22 protein-coding genes and 2 pseudogenes are annotated in these 25,329 nt (G+C 59.7%); 10 read left to right on the top strand and 14 right to left on the bottom strand.

Going from position 1 to position 25,329, the window contains the following annotated elements:
* Nucleotides 1-243: 243 nt before the first annotated feature.
* Nucleotides 244-957, top strand: coding sequence for a cysteine hydrolase family protein (locus ACJ8MK_RS13865; protein WP_060437782.1), 714 nt, complete (start codon nt 244-246; stop codon nt 955-957).
* A 52-nt stretch (nt 958-1,009) separates the two neighbouring features.
* Nucleotides 1,010-1,993 carry a GlxA family transcriptional regulator gene (locus ACJ8MK_RS13860; RefSeq protein ID WP_161724717.1) on the top strand — a complete coding sequence of 328 codons (984 nt, stop codon included), beginning with the start codon at nt 1,010-1,012 and terminating at the stop codon, nt 1,991-1,993.
* Here ACJ8MK_RS13860 and umuC read toward each other — a convergent pair.
* The 9 genes and pseudogenes from umuC to ACJ8MK_RS13815 all read right to left on the bottom strand — a co-directional run.
* Nucleotides 1,930-3,216: a translesion error-prone DNA polymerase V subunit UmuC gene (umuC, locus tag ACJ8MK_RS13855; protein ID WP_442517829.1), complete on the bottom strand. Its 1,287-nt coding sequence runs from the start codon at nt 3,214-3,216 to the stop codon at nt 1,930-1,932. The two genes, ACJ8MK_RS13860 and umuC, sit on opposite strands and share 64 nt — an antisense overlap.
* A 180-nt stretch (nt 3,217-3,396) precedes the next feature.
* The gene (locus tag ACJ8MK_RS13850) at nt 3,397-4,158 is read right to left on the bottom strand and encodes an energy transducer TonB (protein WP_060425987.1); all 762 of its coding nucleotides are present in this window, start codon (nt 4,156-4,158) and stop codon (nt 3,397-3,399) included.
* Nucleotides 4,159-4,378: 220 nt separating this feature from the next.
* Nucleotides 4,379-5,296, bottom strand: a complete 918-nt coding sequence (locus ACJ8MK_RS13845; protein ID WP_060425985.1) for a FecR domain-containing protein — start codon at nt 5,294-5,296, stop codon at nt 4,379-4,381.
* Between the two features lie 17 nt (nt 5,297-5,313).
* Nucleotides 5,314-5,826, bottom strand: coding sequence for a sigma-70 family RNA polymerase sigma factor (locus tag ACJ8MK_RS13840; RefSeq protein ID WP_025303329.1), 513 nt, complete (start codon nt 5,824-5,826; stop codon nt 5,314-5,316).
* 167 nt (nt 5,827-5,993) lie between these two features.
* Nucleotides 5,994-8,531: a TonB-dependent receptor gene (locus ACJ8MK_RS13835; RefSeq protein WP_049234747.1), complete on the bottom strand. Its 2,538-nt coding sequence runs from the start codon at nt 8,529-8,531 to the stop codon at nt 5,994-5,996.
* A gap of 95 nt (nt 8,532-8,626) precedes the next feature.
* Nucleotides 8,627-9,061 (bottom strand): translesion error-prone DNA polymerase V autoproteolytic subunit, encoded by a 435-nt coding sequence (gene umuD, locus ACJ8MK_RS13830; RefSeq protein WP_033635060.1) that lies wholly within the window; start codon nt 9,059-9,061, stop codon nt 8,627-8,629.
* 188 nt (nt 9,062-9,249) lie between these two features.
* Nucleotides 9,250-9,420, bottom strand: a pseudogene (locus ACJ8MK_RS13825) (SOS response-associated peptidase family protein); the annotation flags it as partial.
* 302 nt (nt 9,421-9,722) lie between these two features.
* Entirely contained in the window at nt 9,723-10,094 is a 372-nt protein-coding gene (locus ACJ8MK_RS13820; RefSeq protein ID WP_126171699.1) for a hypothetical protein, read from the bottom strand.
* Between the two features lie 213 nt (nt 10,095-10,307).
* Nucleotides 10,308-10,499, bottom strand: a pseudogene (locus ACJ8MK_RS13815) (DNA polymerase V); the annotation flags it as partial.
* 306 nt (nt 10,500-10,805) lie between these two features.
* Here ACJ8MK_RS13815 and fdhD point away from each other — a divergent pair.
* From fdhD to ACJ8MK_RS13800, 3 genes are read left to right on the top strand one after another with little or no spacing between them, the layout of a single operon-like run.
* Entirely contained in the window at nt 10,806-11,648 is an 843-nt protein-coding gene (fdhD, locus tag ACJ8MK_RS13810) for a formate dehydrogenase accessory sulfurtransferase FdhD (RefSeq protein WP_442517828.1), read from the top strand.
* Nucleotides 11,649-11,706: 58 nt separating this feature from the next.
* Complete coding sequence (locus ACJ8MK_RS13805; protein ID WP_033635062.1) at nt 11,707-12,624, top strand: bestrophin family protein; 918 nt, start codon at nt 11,707-11,709, stop codon at nt 12,622-12,624.
* Nucleotides 12,625-12,658: 34 nt separating this feature from the next.
* Nucleotides 12,659-13,621 carry a Dyp-type peroxidase gene (locus ACJ8MK_RS13800; protein ID WP_033635063.1) on the top strand — a complete coding sequence of 321 codons (963 nt, stop codon included), beginning with the start codon at nt 12,659-12,661 and terminating at the stop codon, nt 13,619-13,621.
* Between the two features lie 27 nt (nt 13,622-13,648).
* Here the strand turns inward: ACJ8MK_RS13800 and arsC are convergent, their stop codons facing one another.
* The 3 genes from arsC to ACJ8MK_RS13785 all read right to left on the bottom strand — a co-directional run bounded on the left by arsC (nt 13,649) and on the right by ACJ8MK_RS13785 (nt 15,780).
* The gene (gene arsC, locus ACJ8MK_RS13795) at nt 13,649-14,080 is read right to left on the bottom strand and encodes a glutaredoxin-dependent arsenate reductase (RefSeq protein ID WP_060430490.1); all 432 of its coding nucleotides are present in this window, start codon (nt 14,078-14,080) and stop codon (nt 13,649-13,651) included.
* Between the two features lie 20 nt (nt 14,081-14,100).
* Nucleotides 14,101-15,384, bottom strand: coding sequence for an arsenic transporter (locus tag ACJ8MK_RS13790; RefSeq protein ID WP_060437776.1), 1,284 nt, complete (start codon nt 15,382-15,384; stop codon nt 14,101-14,103).
* 69 nt (nt 15,385-15,453) lie between these two features.
* A complete protein-coding gene (locus ACJ8MK_RS13785) occupies nt 15,454-15,780 on the bottom strand; it encodes a metalloregulator ArsR/SmtB family transcription factor (RefSeq protein WP_060437775.1) in 327 nt (108 codons plus the stop codon).
* A gap of 150 nt (nt 15,781-15,930) precedes the next feature.
* Between ACJ8MK_RS13785 and ACJ8MK_RS13780 the strand changes: the two genes are divergently transcribed.
* The 4 genes from ACJ8MK_RS13780 (at nt 15,931) to ACJ8MK_RS13765 (ending at nt 18,898) form a co-directional block, all read left to right on the top strand.
* Nucleotides 15,931-17,040 carry a YbdK family carboxylate-amine ligase gene (locus tag ACJ8MK_RS13780; protein WP_342097984.1) on the top strand — a complete coding sequence of 370 codons (1,110 nt, stop codon included), beginning with the start codon at nt 15,931-15,933 and terminating at the stop codon, nt 17,038-17,040.
* Between the two features lie 95 nt (nt 17,041-17,135).
* Nucleotides 17,136-17,315 carry a hypothetical protein gene (locus ACJ8MK_RS13775; protein WP_004935085.1) on the top strand — a complete coding sequence of 60 codons (180 nt, stop codon included), beginning with the start codon at nt 17,136-17,138 and terminating at the stop codon, nt 17,313-17,315.
* A 210-nt stretch (nt 17,316-17,525) separates the two neighbouring features.
* Entirely contained in the window at nt 17,526-18,122 is a 597-nt protein-coding gene (locus ACJ8MK_RS13770) for a hypothetical protein (RefSeq protein ID WP_442517827.1), read from the top strand.
* A gap of 2 nt (nt 18,123-18,124) precedes the next feature.
* Nucleotides 18,125-18,898, top strand: coding sequence for a DUF3307 domain-containing protein (locus ACJ8MK_RS13765; RefSeq protein ID WP_033635070.1), 774 nt, complete (start codon nt 18,125-18,127; stop codon nt 18,896-18,898).
* A 48-nt stretch (nt 18,899-18,946) separates the two neighbouring features.
* Here ACJ8MK_RS13765 and mgtA read toward each other — a convergent pair whose 3' ends face one another.
* Complete coding sequence (gene mgtA, locus ACJ8MK_RS13760; RefSeq protein ID WP_033653591.1) at nt 18,947-21,646, bottom strand: magnesium-translocating P-type ATPase; 2,700 nt, start codon at nt 21,644-21,646, stop codon at nt 18,947-18,949.
* Nucleotides 21,647-21,888: 242 nt separating this feature from the next.
* Nucleotides 21,889-22,587: an MgtC family protein gene (locus tag ACJ8MK_RS13755; protein WP_025303346.1), complete on the bottom strand. Its 699-nt coding sequence runs from the start codon at nt 22,585-22,587 to the stop codon at nt 21,889-21,891.
* A gap of 501 nt (nt 22,588-23,088) precedes the next feature.
* Between ACJ8MK_RS13755 and ACJ8MK_RS13750 the strand changes: the two genes are divergently transcribed.
* Nucleotides 23,089-25,272, top strand: a complete 2,184-nt coding sequence (locus tag ACJ8MK_RS13750) for a glycoside hydrolase (protein ID WP_442517826.1) — start codon at nt 23,089-23,091, stop codon at nt 25,270-25,272.
* The last annotated feature ends 57 nt before the right edge of the window (nt 25,273-25,329 follow it).

Raw genomic sequence — 25,329 nt, 5'->3', positions numbered from 1 at the left:
GGCAGATTAAACAAAGAGAAACGGCGTTAACGGCAGAAATATGACGACCGAAAAACTTGATAGTCATAAATAGAAGGCGCTTACAGGAGGGGGGGATATGCTGCGGCTTCCGATCCCGATTCAGATAACAGCCGCACACGAAGTTGGCCCAAAAGTACCGAATGTAGTCACCTGCCCTACTCTTGCACGATGAGCGGATGGCAAATAATGGCTCCCGAACTTATCGTTAACAGGAGAGTGCAAATGAAAGCTTTGGTTCATGCCACCTTGCTGGCCGCCATGATGGGCGCCGCTTCCTTCAATGCATTGGCTCAGGAGACCGAAAACGTGAATAGTAAAACCATCAGGGCCATGTCGGGCGCCCCCGCCACCACTGCCCTGGCCGCCGCTAAAACGGCGCTGATCGTGGTGGATATCCAGAATGAATATTACGCAGGCAGCGGCTTTCGCGGCAAAATGGTGATCCCGGATGGCCAGAAGGTGTTGGATAACAGTAACAAGCTGGTTGAGTTCGCCCGCAAAAACGGCATGCCGGTCTATTTCGTGCGGCATCTGGGGCCGGCCAACGGCCCGCTGTTTGCCGAAGGCTCGGTCTACGCCGAATTCCATCAGGCGCTGCAACCCGCTAAAGGGGATGTAGTGATCACCAAAGCAACGCCGAGCGCGTTCATCGGCACCGATCTGGATGCGCAGCTGAAGAAGCAGGGCATCAAAACGCTGATTGTGGCCGGTTTGATGACGCACATGTGCATCTCTTCTACCGCACGCGACGCGGTGCCGCTCGGCTATGATGTGTTGATCCCGCAAGACGCGACGGCGACGCGCGATCTGGACGACGGCGCGGGTGGCGTGGTCGATCACCGCGTGTTGCAGCGGGCGGCGCTGGCCGCGGTGGCGGACGTGTTCGCGGAAATCAAAACTACCGAGGGCATCCTGGCGCTGCCGGTGACCAAATAAGGTTCAGCGCGCCGCTCCCCGGCGGCGCGCACTGCAAGAGGCGTTATCGCGGATGAAAATAGGCATTGTGGTTTTCGACGGCATCATTCCCTTTCACCTTTCGGTGCCTTTTGCGGTGTTTGAAAAAGTGCTGGCGCCTTCAGGCGCGCCACTGTGCGAACTGACCCTGTGCGCCGCCGAGCCTGGCGAGCTGAAAACCAATGCCGGTTTTTCCATTGTGGTCAACCTTGGGCTCGGCGCGCTGAGCGGCATGGACATGGTGATCGTGCCCAGTTGGGACGATCCGGCCCGCCAGCCGGAACCCGCACTGCTGGATGCGCTGTGCCATGCCCATGCCGCCGGCGCCACCGTCGTCGGCCTTTGCATGGGCGCATTCGTGCTGGCGGCGGCGGGCCTGCTGAATCATCGCCGGGCCACTACCCACTGGCGCTGGCTGCCGGACTTTCAGCAACGTTATCCGGCGGTGCTCGTCAAAAATGACGTGCTGTATCTCGATGAAGGGGATGTCGTGACGTCGGCCGGCACCGCCGCCGGCATCGATTGCTGCCTGCACCTGGTGAGAAAACGCTGGGGGGCTGACATGGCGGCGCAGGCGGCGCGCCACCTGGTGGTGCCCCCTCACCGGCAAGGCGGACAATCGCAGTATGTCGTGCTGCCGGTGCAAAATACCCGCCAGGGGGACAACTTTTCCTTGGCGCTGGCCTGGGCGATGGAAAACCTGCATCAGACGCTGTCGTTGGATAGTCTCGCGCAGAAAGCCTGCATGAGCCGCCGCAGCTTTACCCGCCGGTTTCAGCAAACCACCGGCACCCGCTTTTCGCTTTGGCTGCTGAATCAGCGCCTCATCGCCGCACAGCGTTTGCTGGAAAAGAGCGACTGCTCGGTGGAAACCATCGCGGAAAAGGTCGGCTTTCCCTCTACCACCTCATTGCGGCGCCACTTTCTTAAGCAACTGAACACCTCGCCCTCGCGCTACCGGCGCGAGTTTCGCGGCGACAGTCGCACCACCGGAATATCCGCCAGCCGGGTGGTGTAGGCCGGCGACAGCATTTCGCGCTTCATTTGCCACGGCTTGACGATCCCCTGCCCGGCGAACCACACGCGCCCGCGCCCTTCCTGATTCAGGCGATCGAGGGTCGCCATCAACCGCTCGCTGTTGCGGCGCGGCGGGCAGTCGTCGAACAGATCGATCTGCGCCATGGCGGCGGCGCTGAAATCCCCCAGCACCACGCCGCCCTTCAGATAACGCCGCCCTTCCTGCCAGATGCTTTCCAGCGCGCGCAGCGCCATGGCGATGATGTCGCGGCTGTCGTTGCTCGGGGTTTGCAGCCGGGCGGTGCCCATATTGCTGTAATACCCTTCGCCCGCCGAATGCGGGCTGGTTTTGATAAACACCGACACGTTGCGGCAGTAGCGCTTTTCCTGCCGCAGCTTTTCGGCGGCGCGTTCGGCGTAGCTGCAGATCGCCTCGCGCATGTGCGGGTAGTGCGTCAACCGCTGGCCGAACGAGCGGGAACAGATGATCTGTTCTTTCGCCGCCGCCTCATCTTCCCATTGCAGGCACGACTCGCCGCGCAGCTCGCGTATCGTGCGCTCCAGCACCACGCTGAAGGTTTTACGCGCCAGCCGGGTATCGCAGTCCGCCAGCTGCAGCGCGGTGTGAATACCCATCGCCTGCAGCTGGCGAGTCAGGCGGCGCCCCACGCCCCATACCTCTTCCACCGGGATCAGCGCCAGCAGCTTGCGCTGGCGCGCCGGATCGGATAAATCCACCACGCCGCCGGTGCCGCGCCATTTCTTGGCGGCGAAGTTGGCCAGTTTGGCCAGCGTTTTGCTCGGCGCAATGCCGACCCCGACCGTTAAATGCAGCTCGCGCCGGATGCGATCGCGCACCCGCCGGCCGAACTGCTCCAGCGCTTCGCAATGCGCCACGCCGTCCAGCCGCAGAAAGGCTTCGTCCAGCGAGTAGATCTCCACCGCCGGCGCCATCTCTTCCAGCGTGTCCATCACCCGGCGGGACATGTCGGCGTACAGCGCGTAGTTGGAGGAAAACACCGCGACGTTGCGGCGGTGCATCTCCTCTTTAATTTTGAAATAAGGCGCGCCCATCGGCACGCCCAGCGCCTTCGCCTCGGCGCTGCGGGCGATCACGCAGCCGTCGTTGTTGGACAGCACGATCACCGGCCGCCCGCGCAGATCGGGCCGAAAGATGGTCTCGCAGGAAGCGTAGAAGCTGTTGACGTCTACCAGGGCGAACATGGTTACCGACCTTTCATCGTCAGTGGGTTGTTATTCATAACGGCACCAGATTACTGTTCATGCATACAGTATTTGTATTTTTCTGGCGACGATCAAGTAGAAACCACCCCATCGCTGCTATCCGTTTGATGCGCATTGGCTTTTAACTCAGCCTCCGTTTACCTGGAGCCAAGTTTTTCATTAACGGCGAACTTCACGCAGATCGAAACGAATCGGAATGTTCACGCTGAATTCCGCCTGCCCCGCTGCGATCTCGTTGCCGGGCGCGGGCAGTGGAGAAGCGCGCTGCGGTAACTGAAGCGCCTCCCGGTCGAGCGAAGCAACCCCACTCGATCGCAATAGTTTCACACCCAGCACGTTCCCCTGCCGATCCAACGTCACGGCAACCTGAACAACCCCCTGGCGCTGTTGGCGTACCGCCAGGGCCGGGTAGCGCTTGAAACGGCTCAAATGCGCCAACAGCAGGCCGCTCCAGACCGAGGCATCCTGGCTCGGCTGCGACGCCACGCTGGTTTGCGGCGCGGCAACACGCTTTCCATCCAGAGACGGCGGCGCGCTGGTGCTTGATGCTATTGAGCTTGCAGACGCTATTTTTTCCTGTTCCTTTTGCCTTGGGCGCGGCGGTTCCGTCTTCGGTCTGATGGGGTCGTTCCGTTGCCCTTTGGCCTTGCTCTGCTGCTCCGTCGCACGCGGCGCATGAATCAGCGGAGGCATCGCCGCCTCCGGTTCCCGGTTGGCCTGCCGTTGCGCCACCGCCTGCACCTGGCGCACACCGGTTGGCATCGGCTCTGCGTTGGGGATCGATTCCGCCTGCTCGGCAACCATCATCAACACCATCGGTTGCGCCGCGGGCAGCAGCGGTGGCACCAGGTGATAACCAAGGCCAAACAACAACGCACCATGCAGAACCAACGCCAACACATTGGCGGTAGCCCAGCGCAATCGCCCGCCTGTAGGCGGTAAAGATAAATCGGCAGGTAATACGTTGTGATTCAACATGGAAAACGATACTCAGGTTAAGCGTGAAACAGACCAACGTACGCAGCGGTCAACGGCGGTCGGGGTATGTCAGAAAGGTCGTTTAGGCACGCGGCACCGGGCAGGGAACGAGAAAGAACAGACCAAACGAAAAGGAAATACCCTAATGGCAGAGTAAAAAACTTTATGACACGGTAATGAAGTATTTTGACAGCATATTTACCCTAACCGGCAGCGCGCCGGGCAGAGCCGCAATGACGCGCTCGGGGTCAGCCAGCGGGAACGCGCCGGAGAGCCGCAGGCCGGCGACCTCCGGCCGGCAGCGAATAACCCCCTGACGATAACGCCCCAGCTCCATCAGGAAGTCGTCCAGCCGCATGTTGTTGGCCAACAGCATGCCTTGCCGCCAACCGGGCTCTTGCGTCACGCGGTACGGATCGCCAATGCCTTGCCGGCTTAATCTGCCGCCCTGACCGGCGTTGAGCACCGCGTTCCGATGCGCCGGCGAAAGGATCGTGACCCGGCCAAGATAAACGGCGATATCACTGTAGGTTTCCCACAGGCGAACGCTGAAGCGAGCAGCCTGCGCCACGATCTCGCCCTGCGGCAGCCTCACCGTCAACGCGCCGCTTTCCGGCGGCAGATTCACCATCATTTCACCTTCCAGCAATGCGGCCTGCTGAAGGCTGACGTTGACCGCCGTTTGCGTGTTCAGCATCAACTGCGCGCCATCCGCCAACGCGACGGTTTGCTGCTCCCCCACCGCCGTGCGGTAATCCGCCAGCCAGGGGCGCCATGGCAGCGCGCCAGAACCGATGCCAACCGACCCTACCACGCCGATGGCCGCCAGGCTTCTCAGCAACCGGCGGCGTTGCGGGTTTGGCAACTGCGACAGACTACGCTGCGCCGCCGCCCCGTTAAGCAGAGAAAAACGGGATGAAAACGCGGCGATATGCCGCCAGGCGCGTTCATTTTCCGGTTTCGCCTGATACCAACGCCGCCAGTTTTCCCTATCCGCGTCGCTTGCCTCTTCCGACATCAGCTGGGTTAACCAGGCGGCGGCCTCACGCGCGCTCTGCCGATCGATATCCGATTCCATCATGGGTTCCGCACCTGCCGTTACGCCGCCAATGCAAAGAAACAGTGCAAATTGGCGCGCTGCAGATATTGTTTCACCGAACTGGTCGACACCCGCAAACGTTCAGCGATGTCGCAATAACGCATGCCCTGCAGGTGCGCCAACAGGAAAGCCTCGCGAACGTGCGCCGGCAATCCGTCCAACGCCTGATCCAACTGTTCGAGCATTTCGAGGGTTTGTTGACGAACCTCCGGCGAGGGCGCCTCGATCGCCGGCAGCTCGCTCAAGGCCTGCAGATAGCTCTCTTCGATTGTTTTACGTCGGTAATAATTCGCCACCAGCCGGCGCGCCACGGTCGCCAGGAAGGGGCGTGGTTGCCGAATGGCAAGCAACTGCGGACTCAGTAAAATACTGATGAACGTATCCTGCGCCAGGTCTTCGGCGTGATGCGCGCACCCGACCTTCTGTCTCAGCCAATGGCATAGCCAACTGTGGTGCTCAAGGTAAAGCTGTTGAGCAAACCCGTTGGCTGCCGCGGCCTCTTTCCTTGCCATTCGGTGACACCAATTGATAATGAGATTGAAAATGATAATTATTATTATTTTAAAATTGTAACTTCTGTGTCAAGCGATTGCTGATGATTTATAAACGGCGAAAAAGTAGGGAAATACGGGAGAGAAAACGTGAAAAGGGGCCAAAATGGCCCCTGTTAGCAGGATATTCAGAAACGTTGGCTAACGCTAAACTTGATGTTGCGCCCTACGCCGGACACCGATTCGCCCAGGTAAGGGTAATAATCGCGGTTGAACAGGTTGTCCACCGCGACGCGAGCTTCGAAGCCCTGCAAACCGCTGGGCTGCCACGAGGCGAACAGGCCGTGCAATGCATAACCCGACGTTTTCGGCAGCGCCCAGACAACGGCCATCGGATCGCCGTCGGCCGGTGAACGATCCTGTTTACGCACAAAATCGCCGGTCCAGCCGAAGGCCATGTCCCACTGCGGTACTTTCATACCCAGCATCGCGTGTGCCGTAACGGGTGGAATTTCGGCAATCCAGGTTTCGTTGCCCCACGGATCGCGCGGTGAAGCGTCGCGTTTGCCGCGAATCGAGGAGAACGACAGGCTGCCGAACAGGCTTTCGCTGTCATAAAACGATTCGAGCTCCACGCCCTCAATGGTATAGCCCGGCAAGTTGCGATAGTTCGACAACGGTTGCCCACATTGGCCCCCATGCCGTGCGGCGTCGCACACTACGCCGCGACGATAGAAAATCTCGTCCTTGCCGCGATTGCGGAACAGCGTAGTGCGGATCTGCAGGCTGTCTCGCGCCATCAACACATCGTTGAAGTCCAGCACCGCGCCAAGGCGCACGCCCGTCATGCGTTCCACCTGCAGGCCGCGGCTGGTGCCGGGCACGCTGGAAGCGGCGTATTGCACTTCGTACTGTTCGTCGATCACCGGGGCGCGCCAGGTGCGGCTAACGTCGGCAAACAGGGACAGATTCGACGTCGCTTTCCACATCACGCCCAAATGCGGCGACCAGCCGGTATAGGTCACGCTGCTGTAATCATGGCCCACGAGCGGATCGCTGTCGTTATAGCGCGGCGCCCGGTTCGGTTGCCCGGTATTGGTCACATGATCGTAACGCACGCCCGGCGTCACGGTCAGGCTGCCGAAGCTGACCGCATCCTGTAGATAAACGCTGCGGGTTTCCTGTTCGCCCGCCGGCATGTAATACGGCTGGAAATAGCCGTAGTTGTAACTGGCGTTTTTCACCTGCGAGGGGTAATACATCAGGGTATCGCGCTGGTGTTTATGCCAACGCGCGCCGAGCAACAGCTTGTGTTCCAGCGGCCCGCTGGCGAAACGGCTTTCATTGCTGACGTCAAACTGCCGATCGGTATAGTTCACCCAGCTTTCATTGCCCAACGTACCGAGATAGCTGAACTTTGAAGCGGAATCCGGCCGCTTGTCATGCTGTTCTGTCTTCGAATAGGCATAAGACAGCGTCAGATTCAGCAACGGCTGCGCTTCCGGCGCCAGATTCCATTTCACCGAGTAATTGGTGTCCGTCTGGTCGCGATACACCAGAATGCGGCGCCACGCTTCTTCCCGGCCATATTTATCGATATCCGCCTGGCTGGGCGCGGCGATATCGTCCCGCTTGGCGGCAAAAGGCTGCCAGCCATCGGAATCGGAGCGCATCGCCGATAGCGTCAGCGTTTGCGCCTCGCTCAGATAAATATTGGTTTTTAACAGGTAGGAAGCCTGATCGTTGGCGGAATAGGCAAAGCGCGTGCCGTCCGGCCGCTTCAGGTTGCCGCCGTCACGCTTGCTCATGTAGATCAAACCGTCGGCAAATCCTTCCGGCGTACGGCCGTACAACGCACCGCTGTAAATGCCCTGGCGATCGTTGGTGTGGTAGCTGTATTTCAGCAAGCCGCCAAAATCTTCGCCCGGCAGCAGCATATCCCCGGCATCTTTGGTCTCCAGCGTAATGGTTCCGCCAAAGCCGCCATTGCCGTTCAACAGATTGTGCGGCCCCTTATCGACCTCAACCTTTTTCAGCAATTCGGGTTCAATGAATACCGAACCCTGCCGATATTTCTCAAATCCCTTCGGCGCCCCGTCCAGCACCACCTTCACATCTTCCATGTCGCCCATGCCCCAGATATTCAGGCTTTGGCCGCCCGGGCGCGGCGATCCCGCCATCCCTACGCCGGGCAAGCGATCAAGCAAACTGGCGATATTGTCTGCCTGCACGCGTTCGATGTCTTCTTTATCCAGCACCGAACGGCCGGCGGCGACGCTGTCGGACAAACCGCCGACCACCGACAGCTCCGGTATCGTCAACGGCTGAACCGGCCCGGCGTCGACCAACCGATATCCCTGTGCGGTTTGCTGAGCGCGCAATCCGCTGCCCGCCAACAGCGTATTGAACGCGTCGGTGAGGCGATAATGTCCCTGCAGGCCCGCGGTGCTTTTTCCACGCGTCTGTTCGGGCGTGAAAATCACTATCACGCCGGCCTTAGCGGCCGCCGTCTGCAAGGCGGGCGCCAGATCACCGGCGGGAATGGCGAAGGAAAGGATAGCGGGCTGTTCGACCGCCGAGGGTGATGCCGACGCACCGGGTGCCGCCATCGCGGAGGTAAGCATGCCCGATAGTGCGCATCCTATCCCGATAGCGACGCGCTTCCCGGTAATGCGTTTGGCTGATGTGAACGTACGCCCTGCGCCGTTCTTGTTTTTTATGGCCATGAAGGATTCCCCTGAGTGTATTGAACTGGAAACTCAGTAGAGAGGTCACGCCAACGAAAAGATCGGGCAGAAAAAAATGAAAAAAAGGGCCGAAGTTACCGCGCCGCGTAGACGATAAAGGTCACCACGCCGAAGATCTCCAGCTGCGCCTCGTCGTCGAACACGATCGGCGCATAGGCGGGATTCATCGGCAACAGCCGCACGTCGGGGTGGCGCTGCAGCTTTTTGACGGTGAATTCGCCGTCCACCGCGGCGATCACGATATTGCCGTGCTCCGGCGTCAGGGCGCTGTCGACGATCAGCAGATCGCCATCCTGGATATTGCCGTCGATCATCGACTCGCCGCTGGCGCGCACGAAGTAAGTGGCGTTGGGGTGCCGCACCAGCAGCTTGCCGATGTCCAGCCTGCTCTCGACATAGTCCTGCGCCGGGGAAGGAAAGCCGCAGGCCACGCGATCGGCAAACAGCGGTAACGTTAGGGGTTCACCTGGTGAAAAAGCATACAACCTTGAATTGCTCAGCATAATCATAACCAACCTGTATATTTATACAGTTAAGCATAAACAAAACGCGAACGCGTGCAACCCCCAATCCCCCTGCGGATCGCGCTTTCCCGCGTAATATAATAATTTTCTGAGTGATTTTTCCTGCAGCTTTTGGCGTTCTTCGCGTGTGTTTACACACATGATACCCACCAAAACTGTGGATAATGCGGCCCTCAGACCGTTGGCGTATCGATGGGCAGGATGAGTGAGGGATTGTCATTGCGAACGGCGCCGACGGCGGGCGATACCGGTTGCCAGACGAAACCCTCTGCCTGCAGGCTGTACACGTCAGCCTGCATTTGACCAGAGGGCGGGACTAAGCGGGTGTCGCGCGCGGCCGTCGGTCTCTGCTGCGTACAGCGCCGCAAAGAACAGCGGCAGGCCTTGCCTCACGGGAGGAACGGCGGACGGCTTTACAAAATGACGCCAATAAAATTGCGACTGGCAATGGCATCAATGGGACGGCCAGAGACGAAAGTCAGTACGTTATGCCAGGAGCTTGGGATAACCCGACAAACGCTGTACCGCCACATTTCCCCTGATGGTCCACTGCGAGCTGACGGTATAAAGCTGCTCAACCGGGGATAATTTTAGCGGACGGAAAAATCTGGGGTTCCGGCGTAGAACCCCGAATAAGGAATAATCCTTAATTCATTTCAGGATTATTAATTCCATCTAAAACCTCTCGGCAATATTCTTTTTTATAGGCTTCATCATTACTTAATGACTTAACCAAAAAATCAGCATTTTTCCAACCATTATCCCAATGCGTATCGAATCCTGACTGTTCATACTTTAATGTTCTAGTTAATGAGTCTTTTATTTGTTTTTTATATTTATCAATTTTCTCATTGGTTGCCCCACAAACATCATGTGCAACACGAGCATTTGAGCCAGAAAAACCTATTGCTGAAATTGCCATCGCTTCATTTGATTTGTCGAAATCATTCGCATATGCCACAGCATTAGATAAAGCGAATATGACAAGAGCAGGTATGGTTTTTTTGTATGAAATCATCTTTCACCTCTACTCATTGATTGTTCATGGGGGTCAGTTTGGATATCGAAAATTATTGTACATTAAGGCTGCTTTTTAATCAGTCTCAACTTCTTTATAGAAGGCCTGAATGCGACAAACTTGGGAAGTACTGTAGCCTGTCGCGTCTGCTGTTTCTCGGATGCTCAGTTTCTTAATCTGTCGGTAGTGCCTGATCCATCCTGCACGCTCCATCTCGCCGCTGGCGCGTACGAAGTAAGTGGCGTTGGGGTGCCGCACCAGCAGCTTGCCGATATCCAGCCTGCTCTCGACATAGTCCTGCGCCGGGGAAGGAAAGCCGCAGGCCACGCGATCGGCAAACAGCGGTAACGTCAGGGGTTCAGCTGGTGAAAAAGCATACAACCTTGAATTGCTCAGCATAATCATAACCAAACTGTATATTTATACAGTAAAGCATAAACAAAACGCGAACGCGTGCAACCTCCAATCCCCCTGCAGATCGCGCTTTGCCGCGTAATATAATAATTTTCTGAGCGATTTTTTTTTACGCCTGCTAAGCGTTTCACCGCCCCTTGCACACACGTTATCCACTAAAACTGTGGATAACCTGCAGGGGGCGCCGGCAGACGTCATTCCCTGCGCGAGCGGGATCAGAATCCTGTATAATCCCCACACCTGCTAATAAGAATTCATCCCCGTCGGCGCCTCGTCACCGACGGTCACGAGAACGTTATGAACAAGCACCTGCTCCTCGCAGAAACCGACGATATCGAACAGGAATGCCTGTCGCGCCACGCGGTCTGGCAGCGCAACGATCTGGCCCAGGCGCAACAGGATTGGCTGGCGGAAGAAGTGCCGGTCGCCCTGGTGTACAACGGCATTTCCCACGTAGTGATGATGGCGACGCCGAAAGATCTGGCGGCCTTCGCCATCGGTTTTTCGCTGTCCGAAGGCATCATCGCCTCCCCTGACGATATCTACGACATCCGCCAGCAACCGGCCTGCAACGGCATTGAAGTGCATGTGGAACTCTCGAGCCGCCGTTTTATGCAGCTGAAAGAGAAGCGCCGCAGCCTGGCCGGCCGCACCGGCTGCGGCGTCTGCGGGGTGGAGCAGCTGCAGGAGGTCGCCCAGCCCATCGCACCGCTGCCCTTCACGCAGCGCTTCGATTTGGCCCTGCTCGACCGGGCGTTGGCGCAGCTGCAGGAGGTGCAAACGGTGGGAAAAATGACCGGCTGCACCCACGCGGCGGCCTGGATCCAGCCGGATGGCGCGCTCAGCGGCGGGTGTGAAGACGTCGGCCGCCACGTGGCGCTCGACAAGCTGCTGGGCTACCGCAGCCAACAGGCGTGGCTGCAAGGGGCGGCGCTGGTGTCGAGCCGCGCCAGCTATGAAATGGTGCAAAAATCCGCCATGTGCGGCGTCGAGATCCTGTTCGCCGTTTCCGCCGCCACCCGCCTGGCGGTCGAGGTGGCCGAGCGCAGCAACCTGACGCTGGTGGGCTTCAGCAAGCCAGGGCGCGCCACCGTCTATACGCACCCGCAGCGGCTCTGGCAATCGACGACGGTGGCCTAACGCCGCCGGATAAGAATCGACTATTCTCAATAGCAGGACACCAGGAAGCACCCACGTCATGATAATTCGCCCGAACCAGAACTGGTTTTTTCGCCTGTTCGCCTGGCACGGTTCCGTGCTGTCAAAGATCACCTTTCGCCTGTCGCTGAACGTGCTGATGTCGATAGTGGCGGTGATCAGCTATCAATGGTACGAACAGCTCGGCGTGCATTTGACCATCGCGCCGTTCAGCCTGCTGGGCATCGCCATCGCGATTTTTCTCGGCTTTCGCAATAACGCCGGCTACAGCCGCTTTGTCGAAGCGCGCAACCTGTGGGGCTCGCTGCTGATTACCGAGCGCTCCCTGCTGCGCCAGATCAAAAGCCTGCTGCCGGACGAACCGGCGGTGCACCAGAAGGTCGCCAAGCTGCTGATCGCCTTCAGCTGGAGCCTGAAGCACCAGCTGCGCGCCACCGATCCGACCGCCGATCTGTACCACAACCTCAGCAGCAAAGAGCTGGCGGAGGTGATCGCCAGCCCGATGCCGACCAACCGCATCCTGCTGATGCTGGGCCAGGAGATCGGCAAGCTGCGCCGACGGGGGCTGCTGAGCGACATCACCTTCGAGCTGCTCGACAACAAGCTGAGCGAGCTGTCCCACGCCCTCGGCGGCTGCGAACGGCTCGCCAGCACGCCGGTGCCGTTCGCCTATACCCTGATCCTGCAGCGCACCGTTTACCTGTTCTGCAGCCTGTTGCCTTTTGCCCTGGTGACCGATCTGCATTACATGACACCGTTTGTTTCGGTGTTCATTTCCTATACCTTCTTATCCTGGGACTCACTGGCCGAAGAGCTGGAAGATCCGTTCGGCGTGTCGGCCAACCATCTGCCGTTAAACGCCATCTGCAACACCATCGAGCGCAACCTGCTGGAAATGAACGACCAAAGCCCGCTGCCGCCGCCGATGAAACCCGACGAGCACTTTAATTTGATCTGATCGATTTCACCCGAACACACTGGAGCCGAATGCAATGAATGCAAATAACAATCCGCCGCAAGCCGTATTCACGCCGGTAACGCGCCATGCCATCTTCATCGTCGCCACTCTGTCGCCCGTTCCCGCCCATCTGGCGGCGGTGCGCGCCTGGTGCGGCGACATCGCCGCCGTGGTGCGTTCGGTCGGCAAACGCGCGCCGGCGGGCAACCTCACCTGCGTTTGCGGCTTCGGCTCCGAAGCCTGGGATACGCTGTTTGGCGCCCCGCGCCCTCGCCAGCTGCATCCGTTCAGCCCGATCGGCAGCGGGGAACGCGTCGCCGTCGCCACGCCCGGCGACATCCTGCTGCATATCCGCGCCGATGAAATGGATCTGTGTTTCGAACTGGCCTCGCAGTTGGTCGGCAAGCTCGGCGATGCCGTGACGGTGGTCGAAGAGGTGCACGGCTTCCGTTACTTCGATCAGCGCGCCATGATCGGCTTCGTCGACGGCACGGAGAACCCGGAGGGGCACGAAGCCTTCGACTACACGGTGATCGGCGACGAAGACGCGGCGTTCAGCGGCGGCAGCTATGTGCTGGTGCAAAAATACCTGCACGATATGCAGGGCTGGAATTCGCTCAGCGTGGAAACGCAGGAGAAGATCATCGGCCGCCATAAGCAGTCCAACATCGAACTGGATGAAGCGGTCAAACCGTCGTCATCGCACAGTTCGCTGACCACCATCACCGACGAGCAAGGCAACGAGGTGAAAATTCTGCGCGACAACATGCCGTTCGGCCGCCCCGGCCTGCGCGAATTCGGCACCTACTTTATCGGCTATGCGCGCTCCCCGCAGCCAATCGAGCAGATGCTGGAAAACATGTTTATCGGCCGCCCGGCCGGCAACTACGATCGGCTGCTCGATTTTAGCCACGCGGTGACCGGCACCCTGTTCTTCGTGCCGTCCGCCCCGCTGCTGGAAGCGCTGGCCGATCGCAGCGGCGCCGAACTGCACTGATTTTGCCTGGGCGCAGGGCCGCAGCGATCAACCTTTGGTTATCCTGCAGCCCTGCGCATCGATCACCGGCTCCCCATCCTCTTTGCTGAAAGCCCCGCGCTGCGGATCCGGCAGAATATCCAACACCACCTCCGACGGCCGGCACAGGCGCGTGCCGAGCGGTGTCACCACAATGGGTCGATTGATCAAAATCGGCTGTTGCAGCATGAAGTCAATCAGTTGCTCATCGTTCCAGCCGGTCTCATCCAGTTTCAGCTCGGCGTAAGGCTCGACGTTTTTACGCAGCAGCGCGCGCGGCGTCATCCCCATTTCGGCCAGCAGCGCAATCAACCGTTCACGGCTGGGCGGTGTTTCCAGATACAAAATCACCTCCGGCTCAACGCCGCTGTTGCGGATCAGCGCCAACGTATTGCGCGACGTGCCGCAAGCCGGGTTGTGATAAATCTTGATACTGCTCATGACGGTTTCTCCTATCAGGATCAAACGGACAGCCGCAGCGCCAGCGCAGCCAAGGTGACGAACAGGATCGGCAGCGTCATCACCAGCCCCACGCGAAAATAATAGCCCCAGGTAATGACGATGTTCTTCCTTGCCAACACATGCAGCCACAGCAACGTGGCCAGGCTGCCGATCGGGGTGATTTTGGGGCCGAGATCGCTGCCGATGACGTTGGCGTAAATCATCGCCTGCTTGATGACGCCTTCCGCGCCGCTTCCGTCGATTGACAACGCCCCCACCAGTACCGTCGGCATATTATTCATGACGGAAGAGAGAAACGCGCTCAGGAAGCCGGTGCCGAGCGTCGCCGCCCACAGCCCCTGCCGCGCCAGCGCGTCCAACACGCCGGAAAGCAGCTCGGTCAAGCCGGCATTGCGCAGCCCGTAGACCACCAGATACATGCCCAGCGAGAAAATCACGATCTGCCAGGGCGCACCGCGCAGCACTTTGCCGGTGTCGATCGCGCGCCCACGTTTCGCCACCGCCAGCAGAACCAGCGCGCCGCAGGCAGCGACCAAACTCACCGGCACGCCGAGCGGCTCCAGAGCGAAGAAGCCAATCAGCAACAGCGCCAATACCGCCCAGCCGGCTCGGAAAGTCGCACGATCGCGAATCGCTTCTTGGGGTATCGGTAAACGCGTCAACGCGTAGCGCCGCGGAATATCCTTGCGAAAGAACAGATGCAACATCACCAGTGCCGCCGCCACTGCGGCAAGGTTGACCGGCACCATCACTGCCGCATACTCCGTAAAGCCCAGCCGGAAGAAATCCGCCGAAACGATATTCACCAGATTGGACACCACCAGCGGCAGGCTGGCGGCATCGGCGATAAAGCCCGCCGCCATCACGAAAGCCAGTACCGCCGCAGGGCGAAAGCCGAGCGCCGACAGCATGGCGATCACGATTGGCGTAAGGATTAACGCAGCGCCGTCGTTCGCAAACAGCGCCGCCACCACGGCCCCCAGCAGCAGCATGTAGGTAAACAGCCATCGGCCTTTGCCGTTGCCCCAGCGCGCGACGTGCAGAGCAGTCCAGGCAAAGAAGCCGCTCTCATCCAGCAGCAGGCTGATGATGATGACGGCGATAAAGGTCGCGGTCGCATTCCAGACTATCTGCCACACCACGGGAATATCGCCGACGTGCACCACGCCGCTCAGTAATGCCAATCCCGCGCCGAACGCCGCGCTCCAGCCAATGCCCAGCCCTCTCGGTTGCCAGATAACCAAGGCCAACGTCAGAATAAAGATCGCTCCTGCCACTATCATCGCCGTCTCACCGCCTCTTCACATCTACATATTCGATTTTTCGTATGTGTTTGCGCAAATTTTTTACCGTTACGGGCAGCCTTTCGCTACACGTTGCCCCAACTCCATCATCTGTTCTGCCCGACACTGATAAGCTTGCTCAATAATCCCCGCCGCCCAAGCCGGCATATGCGGCGACAGGCGATAATATATCCACTTGCCATCGCGCCGATCGAGCAACAGCCCGCTTTCACGCAGCATCGCCAAATGCCTTGAGATTTTGGGTTGCGGCAGTACCAATGCGCCCGACAACTCGCACACGCACAGCTCGCCGGCGTGGCGCAGCAACAGCACCAGCGTCAGACGCGTCTCGTCCGACAGGTTTTTAAACAGCTTCAGCGGCGTCAATGACGTCATGTCGCACTCCCGTTAACCTTATCGTCTCCGCAAATCGCTCATGAAGATACCATCTTCATATTCGGAAAAACAAATATAAAACACAAAACGTTGTCCCCCTCGCCGAGGCATATACTTATCTTTATGCTGTTCTTGCAGGAAGGAGGCACCATGCCGCTCACATTCAAACGTTCGGAAAGGCTCTCCATCGGCACCGAAATAGAGCTGCAGCTGGTCGATGACAAGCACTACGATCTTACGGATCGGGCCGACCGGGTGGTCAGCGCGGTCGGCGACCGCCGGCGCGTCAAACATGAGCTCACCAAATCGATGGTGGAGCTGAACAGCTCGGTGCACCGCGATCTCGATGATCTGCACGCCGAGCTGCGCGCCCTGACTCATACCGTCCGGCGCAGCGCGCAGCGCCTGGGCTGTGACGTCTGCGGCGGCGGCCGCCATCTGAGCAACGACTGGCGCAAGCAGGTCATCAGCGACAACGCGCGCTACAGGCAGCTGGCCAGCCGCTTTGGCTATCTTTCCAAGCTGGCCTGCGTGTTCGGCCAACACATCCACCTCGGCGTCAACGACGGGGACGAAGCGATGTACCTGTGCCATGCGCTGACGCCCTACTTTCCGCAGCTGATCGCACTCAGCGCATCGTCACCGCTGTACCAGGGCGTCGATACGCGCTTTGCCAGCTCCCGTTTCAGCGCGCAGAATTCCTTCCCCAACTACGGATGCCTGGAACACATCTACAGCTGGCGCGAATTCAACGTCTACTACGAACGGCTGAACGCCGCCGGCGTGATTGAAAGCATCAAGGATATTTACTGGGATGCGCGGCCCAAACCGGAGCTGGGCACGGTGGAGATCCGCATCTGCGATACGCCGCTGCGCCTCGCGCATGCCGTGCTGCTGGTCGGTTACTGCCGTCTGCTGGCTGATTTTCTGTTGCAACACCGCACGCCGATCGCGCCGGAATACGATGCCTTCACCAATTACAACAAGATCAACGCCTATCGCAGCGGTTTCGCCGCCGAATACGTCGATCCCGCGACGCTGCGTCGCAGCAGCCTGACCGCCCATATCCTGCACACTCTCGACGCGCTGAGCGGTTTCGCCGAGCGACGGGAGGATCGGGCCGTGCTACAGGCGGTCGAGCACCATGTCCGCCAAGGCATCAGCGATTCGGAGCATATCCGCCAGATGTTGCACAACGGCCTGCCGCAGGCTCAGGTGATCAAGCGCCTGTGCGATGAGCTGTTGCAACCGGCAAGTTAAGTTTCGGCTATCGATTCCATACGCCAAAGCCGCTGTTCATTATGTGCTCTTTCGCTACAATCGTGAGCACTGACATTCATCGTATCGAGGACACCATGTACAACTTCTCCCGCTATCAGGCAAAAGAACTGGCGCTGGCTTACATGAGCGGCAAAAAACACGATCTGTCGCCGCAGGAATTTTTGCAGCAGCTGAAAAGCAGCGAGCGATCGTTTGAGCACCTGCTGAAACACGGCAGCGAAATGCCGCGTGACGTGCTGGTTAAAAGCTTCTGAACGGCCGGTTGCCGGCCACTTTCCGTTTACGCCGCCGGTGGCGAGCCTGCAGGCCCGCGCATTCCCGGCCATTCATTCCCCTCCTCACCCTGCCTCAATTCGTCCTCACAGGCGAAAAGCCGATAAATTCGTATTCACAGGCGAATTATTGACATATTCGTATCTAGGTGCGAATTTATAGTCATCCTTCTATAAACATCGGAACATGTCATGCCGACGCCAATCAGCGTAATCAGCGGCGATCTGGTCGATTCCCGCCGATCAGACACCGTCAACTACCTCGATGAGCTGCACAGCCTGCTCGATCGGCTGCGGCGCGACGGGCGGCTGCATCAGGTGGAAATCTTTCGCGGCGACGCCTTCCAGGCACAGGCCGCCCCGGAGGACGGGCTGTTGCTGGCGGTGTACATTCGCCTCGCGCTGCGGGCGACGGGCGCCGCGCACTGGGATGCGCGCGTCGCCGTCGGGCTGGGCAGCCAACGGCCCGACGCCTCCGGCTACGGCAGCGCCTTTATTAACTCCGGCAGCGCGTTGGACGCCATGGCGAAAAATTGCCGGCTGGCTCTGAAAACCGACAACGATCGGACAAACGCCATTGTCAGCGATCTGCTGCCGATGTTAGATCATGTGATTGGCCGCCTGTCGCAGACCGAAGCGCGCATCGTCCAGGCGAGAATGTTCGCCGACAGCGGCGCTGCCGTGGCGGATCAGCTGCAAAAAGCCGCCTCCACGGTCTCCGCCGCGCTGAAACGCGCGGCCTACGAGGAAATCATGCGGTTTATTCACGCCATTAACAGGATCGTCTGACTATGGATCTGACCTATGCGCCTTTGCTGGCCTGGCTGTTGCTCGTCCATCTGCTGGCGGATTTTCCGCTGCAGCCGCTGAGTTGGGTGGAAGATAAAATCCAGCATCGCGCGCGTTCACGTTTTCTGGTGTTGCACGCGTTGCTGCACGGGGTGCTGGCCGCCTGGGTGGTGGCCGGTTTCGGCCTGCTGCACGGCGGGCTTTCTTCACTTCAGGTGCTGGCCAGCCTGCTGATCATCGCCGTCAGCCACTACCTGATCGATTTACTGAAGGTCACCGCGATGAACCGCCTGAGCCCGGCCCGCAGTTTCCTGCTCGATCAGGGATTGCATCTGGCGGTAATCGCCTTGCTGTGGCTGGGGCTGACGCCGAATGCCGGTGAACTGCTCGCCGCGCTGGGGCGGCAACTGGGGCGTTGGCAAACCGGCCTGGTGCTGGTGGCCTACAGCCTGATTTATCTGCCGATGAGCCTGCTGATCGGGCAACTGCTGGCGCACTGGACGCCGCAAATGCCGCCTTCGGCCAAGGCCGACAACGACTCGCTGCTGCGCGCGGGCAAACAGATTGGCTATCTGGAGAGAACGCTGATCCTGACCTTTGTGCTGCTGGGGCAAATCCCGGCGATCGGCTTTTTGCTGGCGGCCAAATCTATCTTCCGTTTCGGCGATCTGCGCCAGAGCGACGATAAGATGCGCACCGAGTATGTGCTGCTCGGCACGCTGTTTTCCTTCACGCTGACCATCATGCTCGGCCTGCTGGTCAACAAACTGCTGTAGCGGAGCGGGGGCGAAAAATTTCGCCCCCGGAGTGAACGCCGAGGCGGCTTACAGCCACTCGCCGAAGCGGCGGATGTAGAAACGCTTCATCAACTGCGCGACCACGCAGTAGCTGACCAACGTAGCGGCCAACCACGGGAAGTATTCCCACGGCAGCGGCTGCAGGCCAACCAGGGCGCCGAGCGGCGAGAACGGAATGTAGATGCCGAGCGCCATCACCAACCCGGTGGTCAGCAATACCGGCAGCGCCGCGGTGCTCTGAATGAACGGGATCTTCTGGGTGCGCAGCATATGCACCACCAGCGTTTGCGACAGCAGCCCCTCAATGAACCAGCCGGACTGGAACAGCGCCTGGTGTTCCACGCTGTTGGCGGCGAACACGTACCACATCAGCGCATACGTCGTGATATCGAAGATTGACGAGGTCGGCCCAATCCACAGCATAAAGCGCCCGATGTTTTTGGAGTCCCACTTGCGCGGCTTGCGCAGGAACTCTTTGTCCATCTTGTCCCACGGCAGCGACAGCTGGGAAATATCGTACATCAGGTTTTGAATCAACAGGTGGATCGCCAACATCGGCAGGAACGGAATGAAGGCGCTGGCCACCAGCACCGAGAACACGTTGCCGAAGTTGGAGCTGGCGGTCATGTTCAGGTACTTGATGATATTGCCGAAGGTCTCGCGCCCTTTGATCACCCCCTCTTCCAGCACCATCAGGTTCTTTTCCAACAGGATGATGTCCGCCGACTCCTTGGCGATGTCGGTGCCGGTGTCGACCGAAATGCCGACGTCGGCATCGCGCAGCGCCGGCGCATCGTTGATGCCGTCACCGAGGAAGCCGACGGTATGGCCGTTGGCCTGCAGCATTTTCAGCACCCGCGATTTTTGCAGCGGCGTCAGCTTGGTGAAGACCGTGCGCTGCTCCACTTCGCGCGCCAGCGTTTCATCATCCATCTGTTCAATCTGCAGCCCGGAGAGCGGTTCACCCGGCTCCAGCCCGACGTCGCGGCAAATCTTGCAGGTGATCACCGGGTTGTCGCCGGTCAGCACCTTCACCGTCACGCCGTTTTCCTGCAGTGCGGCGATCGCCTGCTGCGCGCTCTCCTTCGGCGGATCGAGGAAGGTCAGCAACCCTTGCACCACCATGTCGCGCTCGTCGGCCACGCTCAGCGGGTCGGCCGGGCGTTGCGCATCCAGCTCGCGCGTCGCCAGCACCAGCACGCGGAAACCGTCTTCGTTATACTCGCGGGCCAGCGCCTGCAGCGCCGCACGGCGCGCGTCGTCCAGTTCCAGCGTCTTGTCGCCTTCACGCACGTGAGTGGCGATCTCCAGCATCTCCTCTACCGCGCCCTTACAGATCAGCTGCTGCTTGCCATTTTCGTCCGCCACCACGATCGACAAGCGGCGGCGCACGAAATCGAACGGCAGCTCATCCACCTTGCTGAAACGCCCCAGGGCTTCGATCCCCGGTTTGCCGCGCCCGAAGCGGATCACCGCCTGATCCATCAGGTTCTTCATGCCGCTCTGATGGAAGCTGTTCAGCCAGGCCAGGTGCAGCACCTCGTTATCCCTGGCGCCGTTGACGTCGATATGGTGCTCGAGAATGATGCGGTCCTGGGTCAGCGTGCCGGTCTTGTCGGTGCAGAGCACGTCCATGGCGCCGAAGTTCTGAATGGCGTTCAGGCGCTTCACCACCACCTTGCGGCGCGACATGGCGATCGCCCCTTTCGCCAGGTTGGAGCTGACGATCATCGGCAGCATTTCCGGCGTCAGGCCGACCGCCACCGCCAGTGCGAACAGCGCCGCCTCGCTCCAGTCGCCTTTGGTGAAACCGTTGATCAGCAACACCACCGGCACCATCACCAGCATGAAGCGAATCAGCAGCCAGCTGACGCTGTTCACCCCGCGATCGAACGCGGTTTGCGCCCGCGAACCGACGATGGACTTGGCCAACGAGCCGAAGTAGGTGCGCCCGCCGGTCGCCACCACCACCGCCGTGGCGGTGCCGCTGGCGACGTTGGTGCCCATCAGGCAGACGTTGGAGAGCTCAAGCAGCGCGTTCTCGCTGGACACTTCCCCTTCGCTCGACTTCTGCGCCACGCTGCCCATGGCATCGTATTTTTCGATAGGGATCGCTTCGCCGGTCAAAATCGCCTGGCTGATGAACAGATCGCGCGAGGCGATAAGGCGCACGTCGGCCGGCACCATGTCGCCGGCGGAGAGCTGAATGATATCCCCCGGCACCAGTTCGCGGATCGGCACTTCCAGCGTCAGCGGATGCGCGCTGTAGCTGCTGCGGCGCAGCACCGTGGCGGTGGTGCGCACCATCGACTTCAGCGCTTCCGCCGCTTTGTTGGTGCGGTATTCCTGCCAGAAACGCAGCAGCCCGCTCAGCGTGACCATGATGAGAATGATAATGACGCCGGTGAGTTCAGTTTCTTCACCGCTCTGGCGCGGCAGCCAATAATCGGTAAAGAAACTGATCGCAGCCAGCACCATCAGCACGAAGATAAACGGGTTGTTGAAAGCCTTGATCAGCTGGATCAAGGCATGCGGCGCCTTGTCGTGGGCGACCTGATTGGCGCCGAACTGCTCCAGCCGCTCATCGGCGTCGTCCTGAGTCAAACCGTTGCGGTTGCACTTCAGGTTCGCCAGCGTTTGGGCGATGCTGTTGGTCGCTTCTTCCGCAATGGCGTAGGTCACCGCGTCTTTATCACGGCGACGCGTTCTTTCATTAATCTGAGTCATAACGCTATTCTCTTATTTTCGTTCTGCGCACAGGGATATCCCGCCCGATAAACAGGTGACTCTGCGCAGAGTGGAATTTTTTAATTAGCGTGGCTGAATAGCGTGATTACCCTGTCAGCCACGCAAGAATCATTTCCCTTCCGGGGTCATCATCCATAACGCCTCCTTAATGCCCGCGTTATTCAGGCCTACCTGAATAAACACGAACATATAATCAAGTTAATAAATATTTATATCATTACTCAGACCGGTAATTCAGACGCAACGCGCCAGCGAACGGCGCTCACGCTTTTTTCCAGGCTGACGCGGCAGACAATACCCTCAATTTCTTTTTGTGCGGCCGGCGTGGCGGTAATTTCCGCGCACACTTCCAATTGCCCCGGGCTGGAAATATCGGCGCTGCGCAAAGATTGCAGCCGCAAGGCGACGCCGTTCAGCGCCTGCAGAATGAGGGTACGCACCAGAATTTCATCCTGCTCGCCACAGGTCACCTGAATGCGATAGCACAGTTCCAGGTCGGTCGCCTGCTGGTGCGGCTGCAGATTGATGCGCTGGGCGGCCTCGCGCAGCAGGATATTGGCGCACAGGATCACCAGCGTGGCGACCACCGCATCCCAATGCTGGCCCAGGCCGCACAGTACGCCGATCCCCGCCGAACACCACAGCGTGGCGGCGGTGTTGAGGCCGCGAATGTTCAGCCCTTCACGCATGATAACGCCGGCGCCGAGGAAGCCGATACCGGATACGATCTGCGCAGCCACGCGGCCGGCGCTGGCCGGATCGGTGGACATGGAACTGAGAATAAAGACCGCCGCGCCGGTCGCCACCAGCGCATTGGTGCGCAGGCCGGCCATGCGTTGGCGCCACTGGCGCTCGGCGCCAATTACCGCGCCCAGGCACATCGCCAGCAATAAATTTAAAACGAAAGGAGTCATAGCCATGACTGTCCCCTTAATTAACCTCAGGAGATAAAATCATGTGCTGTTTAGCACACGCAAAATCGCGCCGAAAATAAATCAGCGAATCAGCGTACTGTGCCTGGAGGGAAAAGGCTGTGGCTGCAGAATACCATAATAACGTCCAACTCAATTCACCTGAAACCATCAGGCCTCAGGAAACGTTTTTTATTCGGGTATGCACAGCTCAGGAATAACTGGAGAGGGGTGCTGCCCGCCGATAACGGCAAGCAACAAATCAGAAGAGAATTGGTCAGCTTGCCTTATTTGTTTTATTACAACTACAACTGTCCAATTGGGTTTCTCCACTGAAATTTTGGCTGAGTATAGTGACGTCGGGTAATGAAGTAAAGGCTAATTTATTAAACGAAAAATAAACTGAAATACCGCGATGATATTTCGATGTCACAAATCGGCAGCGACAACGTTGGGCGCCAGTGCGCTTATCAGTAAACTGCTCCCCTTCATCTTTCAAGGACGCCCCCGATGAAACACCGGCTTTCCCCGCTCGCGCTCGCGCTGCTCGTCAGCTTTCCCGCCGATGCCCTGCTGCTGCAGCAAGGCGACGCGCAGTTTGAACTCGATCCCGCCACGCTGCGCATTGCCGCCGGCGCTGTGCCGGTCAATCTGGCGCAGCCCGCGCAACAGGTGGAAGATCTCACCGCGTCGCCACAACGCGCCAGCTGGCGCTGGCCGCAGAGCGCGGTCAAGGTTAGCGCCCGTCTGGAAGGCGGCGATCTGCGCCTGAGCTTCAGCAGCGACCGGCCACAGCTTCTGAACTGGTATCGCCTGCCGCCACAAACAGAAACGCTGCTGTTGCCGATCGGCGAAGGCAGCCGCATTCCGCTCGACAACGCCGTCTGGCGCCATTACCTGACGGCGGAAATGACGCCGCTGGATACCAACTGGGATCTGAAGCTGCCGCTGTGGAGCCAGCAATACCAGGACAAGGTCTACAGCTGGCTGATGTTGACGCCGTTCAGCAACCGGGTCACCTTCGCCTCGGCGCAGGAAAAGCTGGAGATGCGCGCCGGGCATCAGTTCAACCGCTTCAATCAGCAACAGGCATTCGAGGTGCTGCTGCACGTCGGTGACACGCCGCTGTCCGGCGCCCGCCGCTATCGCGACTATTTGCAACAGAACGGCCAGTTCAGCAGCCTGCGCGAGAAGATAAAGCAGGCGCCCGAAGGCGAAAAGCTGATCGGCGCCACCCATGTCTACCTGTGGGGGGACAAACTGCTGGCGGCGGAAGATGTCAAAGATTGGCCGGGGTTGCTGCACTACCTCGCCTCTCCCGCCGCCGAAGCGCTGCGGCAGCGGATGGATGCCGAGAGCAGAAAGCTCCTGCTGCAGCTGGCGGGCAAAACGCCGGAGGGCTGGCAGCAACAGCCCCTGATCGACGGCATCAACCAGGCGTTGACGGCGCAAATTCCGCTGGGCGCCACGCCGGATGACGCCGACTTTCTGCAGGCGCAGCAGCGCCAGGCCGCTGCAGTGCGGGAGCGGGCGCAGCGAGAGCTGGGGCGCTGGCTAACCCCGGCGGACCGTTGGGGGCAAGGGCTGGCCGAACCGGTGATCGACGCGCTGCGCCAGGCCGGCTTGCCGCGCCTGTGGTTAGGCACCGATAACTGGACCGCCGCCTTCCTGCACCCGCAGGCGGTGGGCGCAGCCAAAGCGGCCGGCTATCTGATCGCCAGCTACGACTCCTACGATACCGCCATTGCGCGCGGCGTGAACGACAGCTGGCTCACCGCGCAACTGCCGACGGCGCTGCGGGAAAGTTGCGCCATCGTGCGCGCCGACGGCAGCAAGAAACCCGGCTTCGGCAAACAGGGTTACTACCTCAATCCGGGCTGCGTCCTGCCCTATTCTCAACGGCGCATGCGCGAGCTGGTGCAACTGGCCGGGTTGAACAGCCTGTTCCTCGACGTGGACGGCACCGGCATGGTCTCCGACGACTATCAGCCCGGCCACCCGACCGGCGCGGCGCAGATGGCCGAGGCGCGCAACGCCCGGCTGGCCTGGTTCAGCGCCACCCTTAAGCTGCCGCTCGGCTCGGAGGACGGCAATGCGGTAACCGCCCGCAGCCTGATGTTCGCCCACGGCATGGAAACCTGGGGATTCGGCTGGGGCGACAAGCAGATGAATCAGGATAAATCCTCGCCCTATTATCTCGGCGCCTGGTGGCCCAACGCTCAACCGGCGTTTTTCTTCCGCCCCGCCAAGGTGAAGCAGCCCTACCGCACCGTCGAATTCGATCCGCGTTATCGCCTGCCGCTGTACCAGGCCGTTTTCCACGATGCGATCGTCAGCAGCCACCACTGGAATTACGACAATCTGAAGTTCAGCGACGTTCAGACCACCCGCAGTCTGCTTAGCCAGCTGTACAACACCGCGCCGATGTTCCATCTGAGCCGCGCCACCCTGGCGGCCCGCCTGCCGGCGATCAAACGCGCCGACGCCGCCTTCCGGCCGTTGCATCAGGCTCTCTGGGACAAAGCGCTGACCGACTTCCGCTGGCTCGATCGGGACGGCTGGGTGCAGCAGACGACCTTCAGCGACGGTTCGACGCTGACCGCCAACTTCAGCGCGCAGCCGTTCGCCGGCGTAGCGGCCCACAGCCTGCGCGCCAAACTGGCCGACGGCCGCACGTTCGACGTTGCGCCTTAGCAAGGTCGCCGGCGATGGGCTACGCTAGGCTATATTTCCGACGACCCGCAAGGAGTG

The sequence above is a fragment of the Serratia sp. CY38905 genome (genome assembly GCF_052168875.1).
GTDB classification, from domain to species: Bacteria; Pseudomonadota; Gammaproteobacteria; order Enterobacterales; family Enterobacteriaceae; genus Serratia; species Serratia sarumanii.
The sequence above is the reverse complement of the archived record's forward strand: the minus strand, read 5'-3'. Positions and strand labels throughout refer to the sequence as shown.